Annotated in this window: 14 protein-coding genes; 10 read left to right on the forward strand and 4 right to left on the reverse strand. The window is 62.6% G+C overall.

What is annotated here, in order from left to right; all coding sequences use genetic code 11:
- Positions 1 to 109: 109 nt before the first annotated feature.
- Entirely contained in the window at positions 110 to 508 is a 399-nt protein-coding gene (locus tag AAFO90_RS10440) for a 3-keto-5-aminohexanoate cleavage protein (protein ID WP_347509363.1), read from the reverse strand.
- 428 nt (positions 509 to 936) lie between these two features.
- On the opposite strand from AAFO90_RS10440, the gene AAFO90_RS10445 reads away from it, so the two are divergent.
- Together AAFO90_RS10445 and AAFO90_RS10450 are read left to right on the forward strand one after the other, a co-directional pair.
- The gene (locus tag AAFO90_RS10445; protein WP_347509364.1) at positions 937 to 2334 is read left to right on the forward strand and encodes an aminotransferase class III-fold pyridoxal phosphate-dependent enzyme; all 1398 of its coding nucleotides are present in this window, start codon (positions 937 to 939) and stop codon (positions 2332 to 2334) included.
- A 100-nt stretch (positions 2335 to 2434) separates the two neighbouring features.
- Positions 2435 to 3028, forward strand: a complete 594-nt coding sequence (locus AAFO90_RS10450; RefSeq protein ID WP_347509365.1) for a GNAT family protein — start codon at positions 2435 to 2437, stop codon at positions 3026 to 3028.
- A 224-nt stretch (positions 3029 to 3252) separates the two neighbouring features.
- On the opposite strand, the gene AAFO90_RS10455 is transcribed toward AAFO90_RS10450, so the two are convergent.
- Together AAFO90_RS10455 and AAFO90_RS10460 are read right to left on the reverse strand one after the other, a co-directional pair.
- The gene (locus tag AAFO90_RS10455) at positions 3253 to 4284 is read right to left on the reverse strand and encodes a permease (RefSeq protein WP_347509366.1); all 1032 of its coding nucleotides are present in this window, start codon (positions 4282 to 4284) and stop codon (positions 3253 to 3255) included.
- Positions 4277 to 4588: a metalloregulator ArsR/SmtB family transcription factor gene (locus tag AAFO90_RS10460; RefSeq protein WP_274832649.1), complete on the reverse strand. Its 312-nt coding sequence runs from the start codon at positions 4586 to 4588 to the stop codon at positions 4277 to 4279. The genes AAFO90_RS10455 and AAFO90_RS10460 overlap by 8 nt, the downstream gene beginning before the upstream one ends.
- Before the next feature lie 124 nt (positions 4589 to 4712).
- On the opposite strand from AAFO90_RS10460, the gene AAFO90_RS10465 reads away from it, so the two are divergent.
- From AAFO90_RS10465 to AAFO90_RS10480, 4 genes are all read left to right on the forward strand, one after another.
- Positions 4713 to 6173, forward strand: a complete 1461-nt coding sequence (locus AAFO90_RS10465; RefSeq protein WP_347509367.1) for a PLP-dependent aminotransferase family protein — start codon at positions 4713 to 4715, stop codon at positions 6171 to 6173.
- 186 nt (positions 6174 to 6359) lie between these two features.
- Complete coding sequence (gene xsc, locus AAFO90_RS10470) at positions 6360 to 8138, forward strand: sulfoacetaldehyde acetyltransferase (RefSeq protein WP_347509368.1); 1779 nt, start codon at positions 6360 to 6362, stop codon at positions 8136 to 8138.
- 5 nt (positions 8139 to 8143) lie between these two features.
- Positions 8144 to 8899, forward strand: coding sequence for a TSUP family transporter (locus tag AAFO90_RS10475; protein WP_347509369.1), 756 nt, complete (start codon positions 8144 to 8146; stop codon positions 8897 to 8899).
- Entirely contained in the window at positions 8899 to 10050 is a 1152-nt protein-coding gene (locus tag AAFO90_RS10480; RefSeq protein WP_347509370.1) for an acetate/propionate family kinase, read from the forward strand. Before AAFO90_RS10475 ends, AAFO90_RS10480 begins: the two co-directional genes overlap by 1 nt.
- Before the next feature lie 19 nt (positions 10051 to 10069).
- Here AAFO90_RS10480 and AAFO90_RS10485 read toward each other — a convergent pair whose 3' ends face one another.
- Positions 10070 to 10921: a phosphate acyltransferase gene (locus tag AAFO90_RS10485; protein ID WP_347509371.1), complete on the reverse strand. Its 852-nt coding sequence runs from the start codon at positions 10919 to 10921 to the stop codon at positions 10070 to 10072.
- 33 nt (positions 10922 to 10954) lie between these two features.
- On the opposite strand from AAFO90_RS10485, the gene AAFO90_RS10490 reads away from it, so the two are divergent.
- The 4 genes from AAFO90_RS10490 to AAFO90_RS10505 all read left to right on the forward strand — a co-directional run bounded on the left by AAFO90_RS10490 (position 10955) and on the right by AAFO90_RS10505 (position 16707).
- Positions 10955 to 12088 carry a citrate/2-methylcitrate synthase gene (locus tag AAFO90_RS10490; protein ID WP_347509372.1) on the forward strand — a complete coding sequence of 378 codons (1134 nt, stop codon included), beginning with the start codon at positions 10955 to 10957 and terminating at the stop codon, positions 12086 to 12088.
- Positions 12089 to 12206: 118 nt separating this feature from the next.
- Entirely contained in the window at positions 12207 to 15041 is a 2835-nt protein-coding gene (locus AAFO90_RS10495) for a molybdopterin oxidoreductase family protein (protein WP_347509373.1), read from the forward strand.
- Positions 15038 to 15820 carry a 4Fe-4S dicluster domain-containing protein gene (locus AAFO90_RS10500; protein WP_347509375.1) on the forward strand — a complete coding sequence of 261 codons (783 nt, stop codon included), beginning with the start codon at positions 15038 to 15040 and terminating at the stop codon, positions 15818 to 15820. The genes AAFO90_RS10495 and AAFO90_RS10500 overlap by 4 nt, the downstream gene beginning before the upstream one ends.
- On the forward strand, positions 15820 to 16707 hold the full coding sequence (locus AAFO90_RS10505; protein ID WP_347509376.1) for a DmsC/YnfH family molybdoenzyme membrane anchor subunit: 888 nt from the start codon (positions 15820 to 15822) through the stop codon (positions 16705 to 16707). The genes AAFO90_RS10500 and AAFO90_RS10505 overlap by 1 nt, the downstream gene beginning before the upstream one ends.
- Positions 16708 to 16773: the final 66 nt, after the last annotated feature.

The following is a 16773-nucleotide window of genomic DNA, read 5'->3' on the forward strand; positions in this document are numbered from 1 at the left end:
GCCCTCACGGGCATGCTGGCTGCGGGTGAGTTCGGTCCAGGCCATCGTGGTCTCCGTTCAGTGTCGTACCCGAACAGAAACACAACCTCCTGAACTCACTCAATTAGTTTCAAATCGGGCTCTCAGCACTAAATGCATAGGCCCGCGCGGCTACTGCCAGATCCCGCGCCATTTCCCGGACCGAGACCGAGGCCGCCGCCGGGCGCAGCTGCATCAGGCAATGTAACTGGTCCTTGGGAGAGAAGAGACCCGCGCTTTCGGTGGTGATCTGCACCTTCATGCCGGGCGCCGCCTCCTGCACCGCTTCCATCGCCGTGCGATAGCGCCCGACGTCCAGGGAATGCTGGCCCTCCTCATCCCGCACATGCAGGTGCAGCGCCCCTGCCCCGGCCACATAACAGTCCGCGGCCGTCTGCGCGATTTCCTCAGGTGTCACCGGCAGGTTCAAATGATCCCGCTTGCCACGCCGTGCCCCACTCGGGGCAACCATCACTGTGAACTCCGCCACGCCCATTCTCCGCTGGCCAATGCTGCGCCCGACCATGATGGGAAAAATGCACGCTCTCAATCAACACACGAAAGAACACACGTTCTTTTGATCTGCACCGGATCGCGATATACTGGGAAAACCCGCGTTTATCCCCGGATCACCCACCCCGGAACACTGCCACGCCCGATTTTCGGGCAACCTGCCGGGCCACATGCGGAAAACCGCTGGAGCATAACGGCGCACCCAAGGCAAAGAACGGAAGTTCTGCCCTTGAAAACAGGGGCCTGATGCGGGCGGCGCAGGAAACTCGCTGCACTGGCCACAAAGCTCATCACCATCTGGACCTAGTGCAAGCGGCAGATTTGGCGTTTCGTCAAACTCAGAAAAGTCCGGCTTGCTGTTTTGCGGGCCGGACCAGAACACCACTATTTAGGGAAGGACATGTCATGGACGGCACGTTCAACGAAAACGACCTCAGCCGGGTGATTGACGCCGACAAGGCGCATGTCTGGCACCACCTGATCCAGCACAAACCTTTTGAGACCAGCGATCCCCGGATCATCGTCGAAGGCAAAGGCATGCGGGTCTGGGACCAGAACGGCAAGGAATGGCTGGACGCGGTCTCCGGTGGGGTCTGGACGGTGAACGTCGGCTATGGCCGTGAGGAAATCTGCAAAGCGGTCTATGATCAGCTGATGAAGCTTTGCTATTTCGCGCAGTCCGCAGGTTCTATTCCCGGCTCACTCTTTGCCGAAAAGCTGATCGAGAAGATGCCCGGCATGAGCCGCGTCTACTACAACAACTCCGGCTCCGAGGCGAACGAGAAAGCTTTCAAGATGGTGCGCCAGATCGCGCACAAGAAATACGGCGGCAAGAAGCACAAGATCCTTTACCGCGACCGCGATTACCACGGCTCCACTCTGGCGGCGATGTCGGCGGGCGGCCAGGATGAGCGCAACGCCCAATACGGCCCCTTTGCCCCCGGTTTCGTACGGGTGCCCCACTGCATGGAATACCGCAAGCACGAGTTGGGTCTTGAGCATCTGTCGGGCGAGGAATTCGGCATCGCGGCCGCCAACCTGATCGAAGAGGTGATCCTGCGCGAAGGCCCCGACACCATCGGCGCCCTCTGTCTGGAACCCGTCACTGCTGGTGGCGGCGTGATCGAGGCCCCCGAAGGCTATTGGCCGCGGGTGCAGGAGATTTGCAAGAAATACGACATCCTGCTGCACATCGACGAGGTGGTTTGCGGGATCGGTCGTACCGGCACCTGGTTCGGCTACCAGCATTACGGCATCCAGCCCGATTTCGTCACCATGGCCAAGGGCGTCGCCTCGGGCTATGCCGCGATTGCCTGCATGGTCACCACCGAAGAAATCTTCGAGATGTTCAAGGACGACGCGGACGATCCGATGAACTATTTCCGTGACATCTCCACCTTCGGCGGCTGCACCGCTGGTCCCGCTGCCGCGCTGGCCAACATGCAGATCATCGAAGACGAGGGCCTTCTGGACAACTGCACCGCCATGGGCGAGCGGATGATGAACAACCTCAAGGCGCTGCAGGAAAAACACCCCGTGATCGGCGATGTGCGCGGTAAGGGTCTGTTCCTCGGCGCCGAACTGGTCACCGACCGCGAAAGCAAGGAACCGGTGGACGAGAAACAGGCACAGGCCGTAGTGGCCGAGGTCGGCGCCCAGGGCGTTATCATTGGCGTCACCAACCGTTCGATCCCCGGCAAGAACAACACCCTCTGCTTTAGCCCAGCGCTGATCGCAACGGCCGAGGATATCGACGCCATCACCGATGCGGTGGACGTGGCCCTGACCAAGGTCTTTGGCTGATCAGGCCAATTGGACTACTTAGATTTTTGAAAGGCGGCCCTTTGCACCGGGCCGCCTTTCCTCTTTTGTGGCGGGGCGACACAGCACAAGGAAGCCCGCCATGCCCGGCCCTCTCTGGATGACAGCATCCACCCTGACCTCGGACAAGGTGACACTGGCACCGCTCACACAGGATCACGCCCCGGATCTGGCAGAGGCTGCGGACGATGGCGCCCTGCACCGGCTCTGGTACACTGCGGTTCCCGCACCGGACCGGGTCCCGGCAGAGATCGACCGCCGCCTCACGCTTCAGGAGGCAGGATCCATGGTGCCTTTCGCCATCCTCGACCCACAGGGCCGCGCCGTGGGCATGACTACCTATATGAATATCGACCACGGCAACCGCCGCGTCGAAATCGGCTCCACCTGGTACCGCAAATCGGTACAGCGCACCGGGATCAACACCGCCTGCAAGCTCATGATGCTGCGCCACGCATTCGAAGACCGCGATGCCATCGCGGTGGAATTCCGCACCCACCGCCTGAACCGGCAAAGCCGCGCCGCCATCGAACGGCTCGGCGCCCAGCTCGACGGTATCCTGCGGGCGCATATGGTCATGCCCGACGGCAGCCTGCGTGATTCCGCTGTCTACTCCATCACCGCCGCCGATTGGCCCGCGGTCCGCGCAAACCTGGAATTCATGACCCAAAGGTGATCCCCCCGCGGGTCAAGGAGGCCGCAAGGCCCCGCCGTCAGGCGGCTTGTCCTTGACGCGCAAATCTTAAGACACTCGAAAACGGCCCTTACGGGGCAGACCTGCCCCGTAAGGGCCATCTCAGCAAGAAAGAGCGCCGCGCGTCAGCGCGGCGCCTGGCCCAACGGGAGAGGGGCAATCTTCGATTGCCGCGATCCGGGCGGGAGCGCCCCGCCCGCGCCCCCTCACAGCATCTGAAACAGAATGCCGGACAGGATTGCACCGCTGACCCCCAGCCCCAGATAGGCGGCAAAGACCTGCGGCTTCACCAGCGACCAGACCGCTGCCATGGCCGGGATCGAACTCACCGCACCGGCAATCATAAAGGCCATGGCCGCCCCTGCGCTCATTCCCTGCTCCATCAGCCCCGCCAGCAGCGGCGGCGCCACGTAGGAGTTGAGGTAGGCCGGCATGCCCACCAGCGCGGCCACGGCAATCGGCACCACGCCTTCACCGCCGACCAGACCCGCAATGACATCCGCCGGGACATAGGACACCAGCAGCGCCTCCAGGACATAGGCCAGCGCCAGCCACTTCAGCAGGAACAGACCGTTGGCGACAAATTCGCTGCGGAACCGTTGCCGACGCTCAGGTTCGGACCAGAAGGCCCAGACCGGCTTTGCATCGGCCTTTGGCGCACCGCAGCCGCAACAGCTGGTTTTCTGCACCTGTTTTAGCGGGTTTGCAAAGACACCATGGCCCATCAGTGCCTTGATGGCAAAGCCCCCGAACAACCCCAGCGCCACGGCAGCAACCGCCTTGCCGATGGCAAAGGGCCAGCCCAGCGCCCCGGCAGTGATCAGCAACGTCGGCGGATCGATCAGCGGCGAGGACAGCCAGAAGGCCATGACAGCCGACAACGGCGCGCCCAAAGCCAGCAGCCCGGCGATAAAGGGAATGACCTCGCAGGAACAGAAGGGCGCCAACCCGCCAAACACCGCCGCAAGAAAGATCATCCGCACCTCGCGCCCCTCAAAGGCCCGCGCCACCAGAGCGTCGGCGCCGGTTGCCTTAAGATACGCCAGCAGCAGCACCGCAAACAAGATGTAACGACCGGTATGGGCCAGCGCATTCAGCGCAAAGATCACAATCGTCTGGAAATTTGCCGGATCCAGCACCGCAACAGAAACCAGCAGCGCCACGATCACGGCCCAGGGCGTTTTGAGCCAGCGCAGCAGCGCCTGCGAGGCCCCGAGATTTTGAGTGAGATCAGCCATCGTTTGCAGCCTCCTGCATTTGATCCGAGCAGCATTCACAGAGAATGAAGTCCGCCAGCGCCCGCAGCCGGTCAAAATCGGCCCGGCTAATCGTCGCGCGTCCCACCTTCTCCTGCACCACGACACCGGCGCCCGAAAGAAATTTCAAATGATGCGCCAGCGTCGAGGGCGCGATGCCCGTGCGGGTCTGAATGTCCTGAACCCGCAATCCATCGCGCCCTGCCCGGACCAGACAGCGCAGGACCTTCAGACGCGCCTCTGACCCCATGGCCGCAAAACCACCTGCTGCTTCTTCCCACTGCATGACATGCTCCATTAAAACCATAAAACTAGTTATTTCGATTCGACGCTCAAAATCAAGCTCAAAAAAACATCCGGGACGGTAAGTCCAGATTGCGCTCCCCCTAAGGCCAGCCTACTGTCCCGGAATGGCCATTTCCGTCGACACATTCTTTCTCAACCCGGATGCGCAGGGCACGCTTCAGGCGCAGATCCAGGAGATGATCGCCGAAGGCGTTCTGTCGGGCCGTTTCCGGGTCGGAGAGAAGCTGCCATCCTCGCGCAAACTGGCCAGCCACCTTGGCATCAGCCGCATCACCGTGACGCTGGCCTATACGGAACTTCTGGCCAATGACTATCTGACGTCGCGCGGGCGGTCTGGGTATTACGTCTCGGAAAACGCGCCGGTGCCGCCCAGTTACACGCCGCCGCAACGCTCTGATGACGCGGTAGACTGGTCGCAGGCCATTGCCCGCACCTTTACCGGTGGCGATACGCCCCGCAAACCGCGGGACTGGCGCAACTACCGCTATCCTTTCATCTATGGTCAGGCCGATGCCTCGCTGTTTGATCATGCCAACTGGCGGCTTTGCGCACTGCGGGCGCTGGGGCAGAAAGACTTTGCCGCGCTGACCAACGACTATTTCGATCAGGATGATCCCCTGCTGATCGAATATATCGCCCGCCACACCCTGCCACGCCGTGGTGTCACCGCTCGCCCCGAGCAGATCCTGATCACCCTCGGGGCGCAGAATGCCCTGTGGCTGGTGATCCAGCTTTTGCTGAACCGGGGGCGCAAGGCGGCGATCGAGGATCCGACCTATTACACCCTGCGCGATCAGCTGACCCATGTGCGCTGCCAGATGGATTGCATTCCGGTTGATGCCGACGGTCTGCCGCCGGAGCAGATCGCGGAAGACACCGACGTGATCTTTTGCACCCCGAGCCACCAAAGCCCGACCACCGCCACCATGCCCATGGCCCGGCGCAAGCAACTGCTGGAGCGCGCCCGCGAGATCGATGCGGTGATTGTCGAGGACGACTACGAGTTCGAGATGTCCTTCCTTGGCGCCCCCTCCCCGGCGCTCAAATCCCTCGATACCGACGGGCGCGTGGTCTATGCCGGCAGCTTTTCCAAATCGTTGTTTCCGGGGCTGCGACTGGGCTATCTGGTAGGCTCTGAAAGCTTCATCCGTCAGGCCCGCGCCCTGCGCGCCAGCGTGCTGCGCCACCCGCCTGGGCACATTCAGCGCACTGTCGCCTATTTCCTCTCCCTCGGTCACTACGATTCCCAGATCCGTCGCACCGCCAAGGAACTGCACAACCGCCGCCTGGTCATCGAAGAGGCCATCGCCGCGCATGGGCTGTCGATCTCGGGTGTTGGCGTCTACGGTGGCTCATCCCTCTGGATGCGCGCGCCGGAGGGCGTCGATACCGCCGCCGCAGCAGAGCGCCTGAGGGAAAAGAGCGTCATCATCGAACCCGGCGCGCCCTTCTTTGCGCCCCAACACCGCAAGCAGAACTATTACCGGCTGGGCTATTCCTCGATCCCGGCAAGCCGTATCGAACCAGGGCTGGCGCTGCTGTCCGAGGCGCTGAAACCGTCCTGAGGTTGCCGCGGCCACAGGCGCGCATGCGTTTTCTGCAGCCGTGATACACCCCCATCAGGCCGCGCCATATCTGGCCCTAATCCGGACAGGTATCTGGCCCTAACCCCTCCCCTTCCGACAGCCTAAACCGGATATAACGCCCGGCGCCGGCCCGGCCCTGTCAGCGTCTCATCAGGAGAACACACCATGAAAATGACCACCGAGGAAGCCTTTGTCAAAACCCTGCAAATGCATGGGGTTGAACATGCTTTCGGGATTATCGGCTCGGCGATGATGCCGATTTCGGACCTCTTTCCCAAGGCAGGCATCACCTTCTGGGACTGCGCGCATGAAGGCAGCGCCGGCATGATGGCCGATGGCTACACCCGCGCCACCGGCAAGATGTCGATGATGATCGCCCAGAACGGCCCTGGCATCACCAACTTTGTCACCGCCGTCAAAACCGCCTACTGGAACCACACCCCGCTACTGCTGGTCACCCCGCAGGCGGCGAACAAGACAATCGGTCAAGGCGGTTTCCAGGAAGTCGAGCAGATGAAACTGTTCGAAGACATGGTCGCCTATCAGGAAGAGGTGCGCGATCCCTCCCGCGTGGCCGAAGTTCTGAACCGGGTCATCATGCAGGCCAAACGCGCCTCGGCCCCGGCGCAACTGAACATCCCGCGCGATATGTGGACCCAGGTCATCGACATTGCTCTGCCCGCCATCGTCGAATTCGAACGCCCCACCGGGGGCGAAACCGCGCTAGCGCAGGCGGCTGAGCTGCTGTCGAACGCCAAGAACCCTGTGATACTGAACGGTGCCGGTGTGGTGCTGTCCAAGGGTGGCATCGCCGCCTCCAAGGCGCTGGCCGAACGTCTCGATGCCCCCGTCTGCGTCGGCTACCAGCACAATGACGCCTTCCCCGGATCGCATCCGCTGTTCGCAGGTCCGCTTGGCTACAACGGCTCAAAGGCCGGTATGGAACTGATCAAGGAAGCCGATGTGGTGCTCTGCCTTGGCACCCGGCTCAACCCCTTCTCGACTCTGCCCGGCTATGGGATGGAATACTGGCCCACCGAAGCCAAGATCATTCAGGTCGACATCAACCCGGACCGCATCGGCCTGACCAAACCGGTCACGGTCGGCATCGTTGGTGATGCTGCCAAGGTGGCAACGACGATCCTGAACCAGTTGAGCGACAGCGCAGGCGACGAAGGCCGCGCGGATCGCAAGGCGCGGATCGCCGAAGCCAAGTCCCGCTGGGCGCAGCAGCTCAGCTCGATGGATCACGAGGATGACGATCCCGGTACCACCTGGAATGAACGCGCCCGCGCCGACAAACCGGACTGGATGAGCCCCCGCATGGCCTGGCGCGCGATCCAATCGGCGCTGCCCCGCGAGGCGATCATCTCTTCCGACATCGGTAACAACTGCGCCATCGGCAACGCATATCCGTCCTTTGACGAGGGCCGCAAATATCTGGCGCCGGGACTGTTCGGTCCCTGCGGATACGGCCTGCCTGCTGTGGTCGGCGCCAAGATCGGCTGCCCAGACGTGCCGGTCGTGGGCTTCTCCGGCGACGGTGCCTTTGGCATCGCCGTGAACGAGCTGACCGCGATCGGCCGCGATGAATGGCCCGCTGTCACTCAGGTGGTATTCCGCAACTACCAGTGGGGCGCAGAGAAACGGAACTCGACCCTGTGGTTCGACGACAACTTTGTCGGCACCGAGCTGGATCAGCAGGTCTCTTATGCCGGGATCGCCAATGCCTGCGGCCTGAAAGGCGTCGTCGCCCGCACCATGGACGAGCTGACCGCGGCGCTGGCACAGGCGGTCGAGGACCAGAAGAACGGCATCACCACCCTCATCGAGGCGATGATCAACCAGGAACTGGGTGAACCCTTCCGCCGCGACGCCATGAAGAACCCGGTCGAAGTCGCCGGGATCTCTGCCGACGACATGCGTCCGCAGCAGGTCGGCTGAACGCAATGATGCTGCCCTTTGATCTGCCATTTGATCTGAATGGAGGTCTGGGCGCCTATCTGGCCGCCGCATTGTTTGTGGCGGCCTTTATCCGTGGCTATTCGGGATTTGGCTTCTCGGCGATCTTTATCATTCTAGCAGCGCTGGTGACCAACCCACTGCCGCTGATCCCGGTGGTCTTTGCTTGTGAAATCACGATGACCGCCTTTCAGGCGCGCGGCATCCGGCCTCATATCGACTGGCAGCGGGCACTGTTGCTGCTGGGCGGGGCCGCCATTGCCACGGTTCCCGCCATCGCCATCATGTCCCGCCTGGGCGAAGATCAGGCCCGGCTTGCCATATCGGCACTTGTGCTGATGCTAAGCCTCATCCTGCTCAGCGGCTGGCAGCTGCGCCGCCCCATCGGGGGCAAAGGCAACCTCGGCGTCGGTCTTGTGGCCGGCATTGCCAACAGCGCCGGTGTCGGCGGCCTGCCCGCTGCCGCGTTTCTGACCGCTCAGCCGATCCCCCCTGCAGTATTTCGCGCCACCATGATCGTGTTTCTGACAGGTATCGACATGATGGCCCTGCCGGTGATGGCGGCAAACGGGCTGACCGGGGTCGACACGCTTTACGGGGTGCTGCTTGCCTTTCCCATCCTTGGCGCCGGGATCTGGACCGGCAGCCAGCGCTTTGCCAGCGCCGACCAGAAGAATTTCCGCCGCGGTATCGTGCTGTTGCTGACCGTTCTTTCGGTGCTGAACATCGTGCGGGTGCTCTGATGGCCGATGCACGGGTTCTGATCCTCAATGCCGGATCCTCTTCCATCAAATTCGCTGTCTTCGACAGCGCGTTCGAAGAGCAGGTGCAGGGTCTTGCCGACGGGATCGGCGGCGCCTCGCGGCTGATCGTGGACGGCGCCGAGACCGAAATCCCCTTTATCGACCATAAGGCCGCGCTTTCGGCCATCCTGAACGCGCTGGCGGATCGCGGCATCACGGCAGGTAGCCTGACGGCGGTGGGTCACCGGGTGGTGCATGGCGGACGCAATCTGACCGCCCCCACCCGCATCACGCCCGAGGTCAGCGCCGAGATCGCCGATTGTACCCCGCTGGCGCCGCTGCACAATCCACATAGCCTGGCCGCCATCGACACCATGGGGGAACTCGCCCCGGACCTACCGCAGTTCGCCAGTTTCGACACCTCCTTCCACGCCACCAATCCCGATGTGGCGACCCGTTATGCCATCCCGCGCATGATCGAGACCAATGGCATCCGCCGCTATGGCTTCCATGGGCTATCCTACGCGGCACTGGTGCGGCGCCTGCCGGACCTCTCTGGTGATAAACTGCCCGCCCGGTTGCTGGCCTTTCATCTGGGCAATGGCGCCTCGCTTTGTGCAATCCGGGGCGGGCAATCCATCGCCACCACCATGGGCTATTCACCGCTGGACGGGCTGACCATGGGCACCCGGTCGGGCGGCATCGATGCCAACGCAGTTCTGCGCCTCGTGGAAGACAACGGGCTGGAACGCACCAAGGCGATCCTCAACCACGAAAGCGGGTTGCTGGGCCTATCGGGTGGCAAATCCGACATGCGCAAGCTGATGCTAGACCCCAGCGCCGACAGCGCCTTTGCCATCGATCACTTCTGCTACTGGACCCTGCGACACGCGGGCAGCCTGATTGCCGCGCTCGAAGGTCTCGACGCCATCGCATTCACCGGCGGTATCGGAGAGAACGCCACCGCCATCCGCGCGCGAGTTCTGCGGAGCCTTGAATGGATTGGTGTGCGCATGGACCCCGATGCCAATGAGGCCCGCCAGATGGCGCTACATTGCCAGTCTTCAGCGGTAAAGATCTGGGTGATCCCAGCTGACGAAGAGCGCCAGATCGCCATGGACGCCCTTACCCTGATGCCGGAGGCGACATGAGCCGCGCCCAGCATATCCCTCAGACCTGCGCGGCGGTCAGCACCGTTGCCGCGACGATGTCGTCAACGCTGGCGCCCCGACTAAGATCGCAGACCGGGCGGGCAAAGCCCTGCAGGAACGGCCCCAGCGCCTGCGCACCTGCCAGTTCCTGGCACAGCTTGTACCCGATATTGCCCGCATCCAAGCTGGGAAAGATCAGCACATTGGCATCCAGAGCCTCGATCCCCTTCTTGGCAGCGATGGCACCGTTCAGCGCCGCATCCGCCTGCACCGGCCCAGCAAAGCCTGCAAGCTCGGCTGCTTCGCGCACCCGCGCCACGCTGTCGCCGTCACCCGATGTGCCGGTGGAAAAGGACAGCATCGCCACCCGCGCCGTGCCCAGCAGGGCCTTGGCGGAGGCCGCCGAAGCGCGTGCGATATCGGCAAGTTGCGCCGCATCGGGTGCTACATTCACCGCGCAGTCAGCAAAGACCAGTTCGCGCCCATCCGGGAACACCATCAGGAAGAACGACGAGGGCAAGGACACCCCGTCGGCCAGCCCGATGCCGATGCTGGCGGCCTCGATCACCCGGCGGGTGGGAACATCGGCGCCTGCGACCATCGCATCTGCCTCGCCCAGCGCAACCATCGCGGCGGCACGGTACAAGGGTTTGGAAACCATGCGTTTTGCGATCACCTCTTTCAGACCGCGCGCGGTAACCAAGGCCTCCACATGGGCCTCGGACGGCTCCGCCAGCGGCAAGGGTTCGCACAGGCCTTCGGCCCGCAGGCGCTGCGTGGCCTCTGCCACCCGTGCGTCTTCCATTTCCGGGAAAACCACCCGCGCCCGCCGTGCCTTTGCCGCTTCAAATGCATTTTCCAGAACAGTCATATCATTCTCCCTTGCCACACGAAGGAGCCAGCAATGAGCGAAAACGTCAAGATCAACCGCGGCCTGAAGGGCGTCTACTTTGAACGCTCCGGCGTTTCAGATATTGATGGGGCCAAGGGCGAGTTGAGCTATCGCGGCTATTCCATCCACGATCTGGCTACCCATTCCACCTTTGAAGAGGTCTGTTACCTACTGATCTACGGCGAGCTGCCAACCGCAGGGCAACTGGCGGATTTCGATGCCGATCTGAAAGCGGCGCGGGTGCTGCCGGATGAGATCCACGCAATCATCCGCGCCTGCAAGGACGGCCACCCGATGGATGTGCTGCGCACCTGTGTGTCGGCCCTTGCAGCGTTAGAGCCTGCCAGCCAGCAGGTCGGCGAGGAGGCCTTCCTCGCCAATGGCGTGCGTCTGACCAGCCAGGTGCCGATGATCATCGCCGCGCATGAAGCAATCCGCAACGGCCGCAATCCGGTGGCGCCGGACATGACACTGGGTCATGCAGCCAACTGGCTGTGGATGCTGAAGGGAGAGAAACCCAGCGCGGATGCCGCGCGCCTGGCGGATGTGGATTTCATTCTGCACGCCGAACACGGCTCCAACGCCTCCAGCTTTGCTGCCCGCGTCACAGTCGGGACCGAGGCTAATCTTCATGGCGCCATCGTCACGGCGCTGTCGACCCTCGCAGGTCCAGCCCACGGCGGCGCCGCCGAGGACGTGATGAAAATGGTCCACGAGATCGGCACCCCGGACAAGGCCGCCGCCTACGTGAAGGCCAAGCGCGCGGCGAAAGAAGCCGTCACCGGCTTTGGCCACCGGGTCTACCGCAAGGAAGACCCCCGCGCCCGCCACATGCGCGAAGGCGTGCGCAAGCTGGGCGAGGAAATGGGCGCCCCCGAGTGGTATGAAATCCTACAGGCGGTGGTCGAGGCCATGTCTCCCTATGCACGCCATGGGCTCAATGTGAATGTCGATTTCTATTCCGGCGTGATCTACCAGCTGCACGGCATCCCGATGGACCTCTATGTGCCGATCTTCGCCATTGGGCGCATGCCAGGCTGGGTGATCCAATGCATCGAGCAACAGCGCGGCAATATCCTTATCCGACCGCTGACGCTGTACAACGGGCCGGAACCGCGCGGTTATGTGCCGATTGCAGATCGCTGATCCCCACCAATACGATTTCAAAGAACAGATTCCCGGAAAAGCCGGGAAAAACAGAAAACTCTCGCGCGGCAGACTGATCCGACCTAGCCTGCCCCGACGCGACGAACAGGGATGACCCATGGGTTTCAACCAGCCTCAGATCGACACCTCGCCCCCGGTTTCCGAGGAGATCCGCCAGACCACCTGCTACATGTGCGCCTGCCGCTGCGGCATCAACGTTCATATGAAGACCGGCAGCGATGGCAAGAAACAGGTCGCCTATATCGAGGGCAACCGCGACCACCCGGTGAACAAGGGTGTCCTTTGCGCGAAGGGCAGCGCTGGCATCATGCAGCACAACGCGCCCTCGCGGCTGCGTGCGCCGCTGAAACGGGTCGGCCCGCGCGGGTCAGGACAGTTCGAGGAAATCACCTGGGACGAAGCGCTGGATCTGGCGGCCTCCTGGATGGAGCCGCTGCGCAAGAATGCACCAGAAAAGCTGGCGTTTTTCACCGGCCGCGATCAGTCGCAGAGCTTCACCAGTTTCTGGGCGCAGAATTTCGGCACCCCCAACTATGCCGCGCACGGCGGCTTCTGCTCGGTCAACATGGCGACGGCTGGCATCTACACCATGGGCGGTGCCTTCTGGGAATTCGGTCAGCCCGACTGGGATCACACCAAGCTGTTCATGCTGTTCGGCGTGGCCGAAGATCATGACAGTAACCCAATCAAGATGGGTATTGGCCGGATCAAGGCGCGCGGCGCGCGAGTGATCGGCGTCAACCCGATCCGCACCGGCTATAACGCGGTGGCGGATGACTGGGTCGGCATCACGCCGGGCACCGACGGGCTGTTCATCCTCTCCATGGTGCACGTGCTGCTGAAGGCCGGTAAGATCGATCTAGATTACCTCAGCCGCTACACCAATGCGCCGGTGCTGGTAAACGCCAGCGACGGACCTGAACAAGGCCTGTTCCTGCGCGATGAGACTGGCAAGGAGTTGGTGATCGACCGCAATACCGGCAAGCTGACGCCCTTTGACCAGCCAGGCGTGCGCCCGGACCTGCATGCCACCTATCGCCATGCCGGTGTCACCCACAGGCCGGTGTTCCACCTGCTGGCCGAGCGGTACCTGTCTGACGAATACGCCCCTGAAACCGTGGCCGAGCAATGCGGTATCCCCGCCAGTCGCATCCGCGCCATCGCCGCTGAAATTGCCCGTGTCGCCTTTGACGAGGCGTTCGAGCTTGATCAGGAATGGACCGATTTCCGCGGCGAGACTCACAAGACGATGGTGGGGCGCCCAGTGTCCTTCCACTCCATGCGCGGGGTGTCTGCTCATGCCAACGGGTTCCAGACCTGCCGCGCGCTGCACGTCCTGCAGATCCTTCTGGGCACGGTCGAGGTTCCCGGCGGTTTCCGCTTCAAACCGCCCTACCCCAAGCCCGCGACCGCGCATCCCAAACCGCACTGCGGCGTCAAACCCGACTGCGCCCTGGACGGCCCCCATCTGGGGTTTGTGCATGGCCCCGACGATCTGGCCCTGTGCAAAGACGGCAGCCCAGCCCGCATCGACAAGGCCTTCACCTGGGAAAACCCGATGAGCGCCCACGGGTTGATGCATATGGTGATCTCCAACGCCCATGCAGGCGATCCTTACAAGATCGACACGCTGTTCATGTATATGGCGAATATGTCGTGGAACTCCTCGATGAACACCCGCGGGGTGATCGAGATGCTGACCGACCGGGATGACAACGGCGAATACGTCATCCCGCGCATCATCTACTCGGACGCCTATTCATCCGAAATGGTGGCCTATGCCGACCTGATCCTGCCTGACACCACCTATCTGGAGCGGCACGATTGCATCTCGCTGCTGGATCGCCCGATCTGCGAGGCGGATGCCGCCGCCGATGCCATCCGCTGGCCGGTGGTGGAACCCGACCGGGATGTGCGCGGGTTCCAGACTGCGCTGGTGCAACTGGCGAACCGGATGAAACTGCCGGGCTTCACCAATGAGGACGGCAGCGCGAAATATCAGGATTACGCCGATTACATCGTCAACCACGAGCGTAAGCCCGGTATCGGCCCACTGGCGGGATGGCGCGGCGATGGCGAACAGTCCGGGCGCGGCGCGGTGAACCCTGAACAACTCGACCGCTATATCGAGAACGGCGGATTTCACGTCAGCCACATCCCGGATGCGGCGCTCTATTACAAACCGTGGAACAGCGCCTATCAGGACTGGGCCGTGGGCATGGGGATCTATGACAAGCCCGAACCCTATCTGTTCCAGCTGTATGTGGAGCCGATGCGGAAATTCCAGCTGGCCGCCGAAGGATATGGGGAGCGACAGCCCCCCGACCATCTGCGCGACCGGATCAAGGCCACGATGGATCCGCTGCCGATCTGGTACGAGACCGATCAGCAGGGCAACGAAGGTTTCACCATCAACGCCCTCACCCAGCGGCCCATGGCGATGTATCACTCCTGGGGCAGCCAAAACGCCTGGCTGCGGCAATTGCACGGGCGCAATCCCCTGTATGTGCCAACCAAACTGATGCAGCAAAACGGCTTGTCGGATGGCGACTGGGCGCGGGTCACCTCTCCGCACGGAGAGATCACCGTGCCGGTGATGGAGATGGCCGCGCTCAATGAAAACACAGTCTGGACCTGGAACGCCATCGGCAAGCGCAAGGGCGCCTGGGCACTGGATAAAAACGCACCAGAGGCCACAAAGGGCTTCCTGCTCAATCACCTGATCCACGAGCTCTTCCCCCCCAAGGGCGATGGTCTTCGCTGGGCAAACTCGGATCCGATCACCGGACAGGCTGCCTGGTTCGATCTGAAGGTGAAGATCGAAAAGGCCGCCCCGCCAGACGACATCGCGGAAAGCCAGCCCGCACTTGATCCGATTGCATCTCCGGTGGGCACCGGTCCGGACACACTGACATGGAAGGTAGGCAAATGACCGAGCTTCCCACACAGACAAATCGCAAGATGGGGCTGGTGATCGACCTTGATACCTGCGTCGGCTGCCATGCCTGCGTGATCTCCTGCAAAGGCTGGAACACCGAAAACTACGGCGCGCCGCTGTCGGATCAGGATCCCTATGGCGCCGATCCCTCGGGCACCTTCCTCAACCGGGTACATTCCTATGAGGTGCAGCCACAGTCCACAGGCGCCCAGCCCGCCCCCGCTGCCCAGCTGGTGCATTTCCCGAAATCCTGCTTGCATTGCGAAGACGCACCCTGCGTCACCGTCTGCCCCACCGGCGCCAGCTACAAACGGGTCGAGGATGGCATCGTGCTGGTCAACGAAAGCGACTGCATCGGCTGCGGCCTCTGCGCCTGGTCCTGCCCCTATGGCGCGCGTGAGCTGGATCTGGCTGAGGGGGTGATGAAGAAATGCACTCTTTGCGTGGACCGGATCTATAACGACAACCTGCCCGAAGAGGATCGCGTTCCGTCCTGCGTGCGCACCTGCCCGGCGGGCGCGCGGCATTTCGGCGATCTTGGCGATCCCGATAGCGAAGTCTCGCAACTGGTCGCAGCGCGCGGCGGCATGGACCTGATGCCGGAAATGGGCACCAAGCCTGTGAACAAATACCTGCCGCCCCGCCCCAAGGACCGGATCGAGGATCAGATCGACGTGCTGGCGCCGCTTCTGGCCCCCGTCGCGGAGGAACCCAGCGGTTTCCTTGGCTGGCTCGACAAGGCGCTTGATAAACTGCCCGGAGGAGAACGCTGATGCATCCGGCCCCTTCCGTCATCATCTTCACCACCCTGTCCGGCCTCGGCTTTGGCCTGCTGGCCTTTCTTGGCCTTGGCATGCCTTCTGTCACCGGCTGGGTCGCCCTTGTCTTCTATCTCATCGCCTATGCGCTGGCCGTGGGCGGGCTTCTGGCCTCGACCTTTCACCTCGGCCATCCCGAACGCGCCTGGAAAGCCTTCAGCCAGTGGCGCACAAGCTGGCTCAGCCGCGAAGGCTGCACTGCCGTCGCCGCGCTGCTGGTCATGGGGCTGTATGCGGCTGGGGCTGTTTTCTGGGACGCTGACTGGCGCCTCCTCGGCCTTCTGGGCGCTGCGCTCAGCATCGGCACCGTTTTCACCACCGCGATGATCTATACGCAACTAAAGACAATCCCGCGCTGGCACAGCCCGCTGACGCCGCTGGTCTTCCTCAGCTTCGCGATCGCGGGCGGTGCACTGCTGGCCGGACAAGAGAGCCTCGCGCCATGGCTGCTAGCACTCGCAGGCGCGATCCAGCTGGCCTATTGGGCCAAGACGGACAAGGCGCTGGCGCACTCCGGCACCGACATTGGCACTGCCACGGGGCTGGGGAATCGCGGCAGCGTGCGCGCATTCGAGCCGCCCCATACCGGCAGCAATTACCTGCTTCGGGAATTCGTCTATGTGGTGGGCCGCAAACACGCGCTGAAGCTGCGCGTCATCGGCTTTGGCCTGGGGTTCGCGCTGCCGATTGCCCTGATGGTAATGCCGTTTGACAGCGTGATGATGAAACACCTGATGGCAGGCGTCGCGGTGCTGGCGCATATCGCAGGGATTGCCTGCCTGCGCTGGCTGTTCTTTGCCCAGGCTGAACATGTCGTCGGCCTCTACTACGGCAAACGCTGAACGCATCTGATTTGAACAACAAAAAAGGCGGCCCCGAAAGGAGCCGCCTTCTTAAATCGGAAAACC

The sequence above is a fragment of the Phaeobacter sp. CAU 1743 genome (assembly GCF_039839315.1).
GTDB lineage: Bacteria > Pseudomonadota > Alphaproteobacteria > Rhodobacterales > Rhodobacteraceae > Phycobacter > Phycobacter gallaeciensis_A.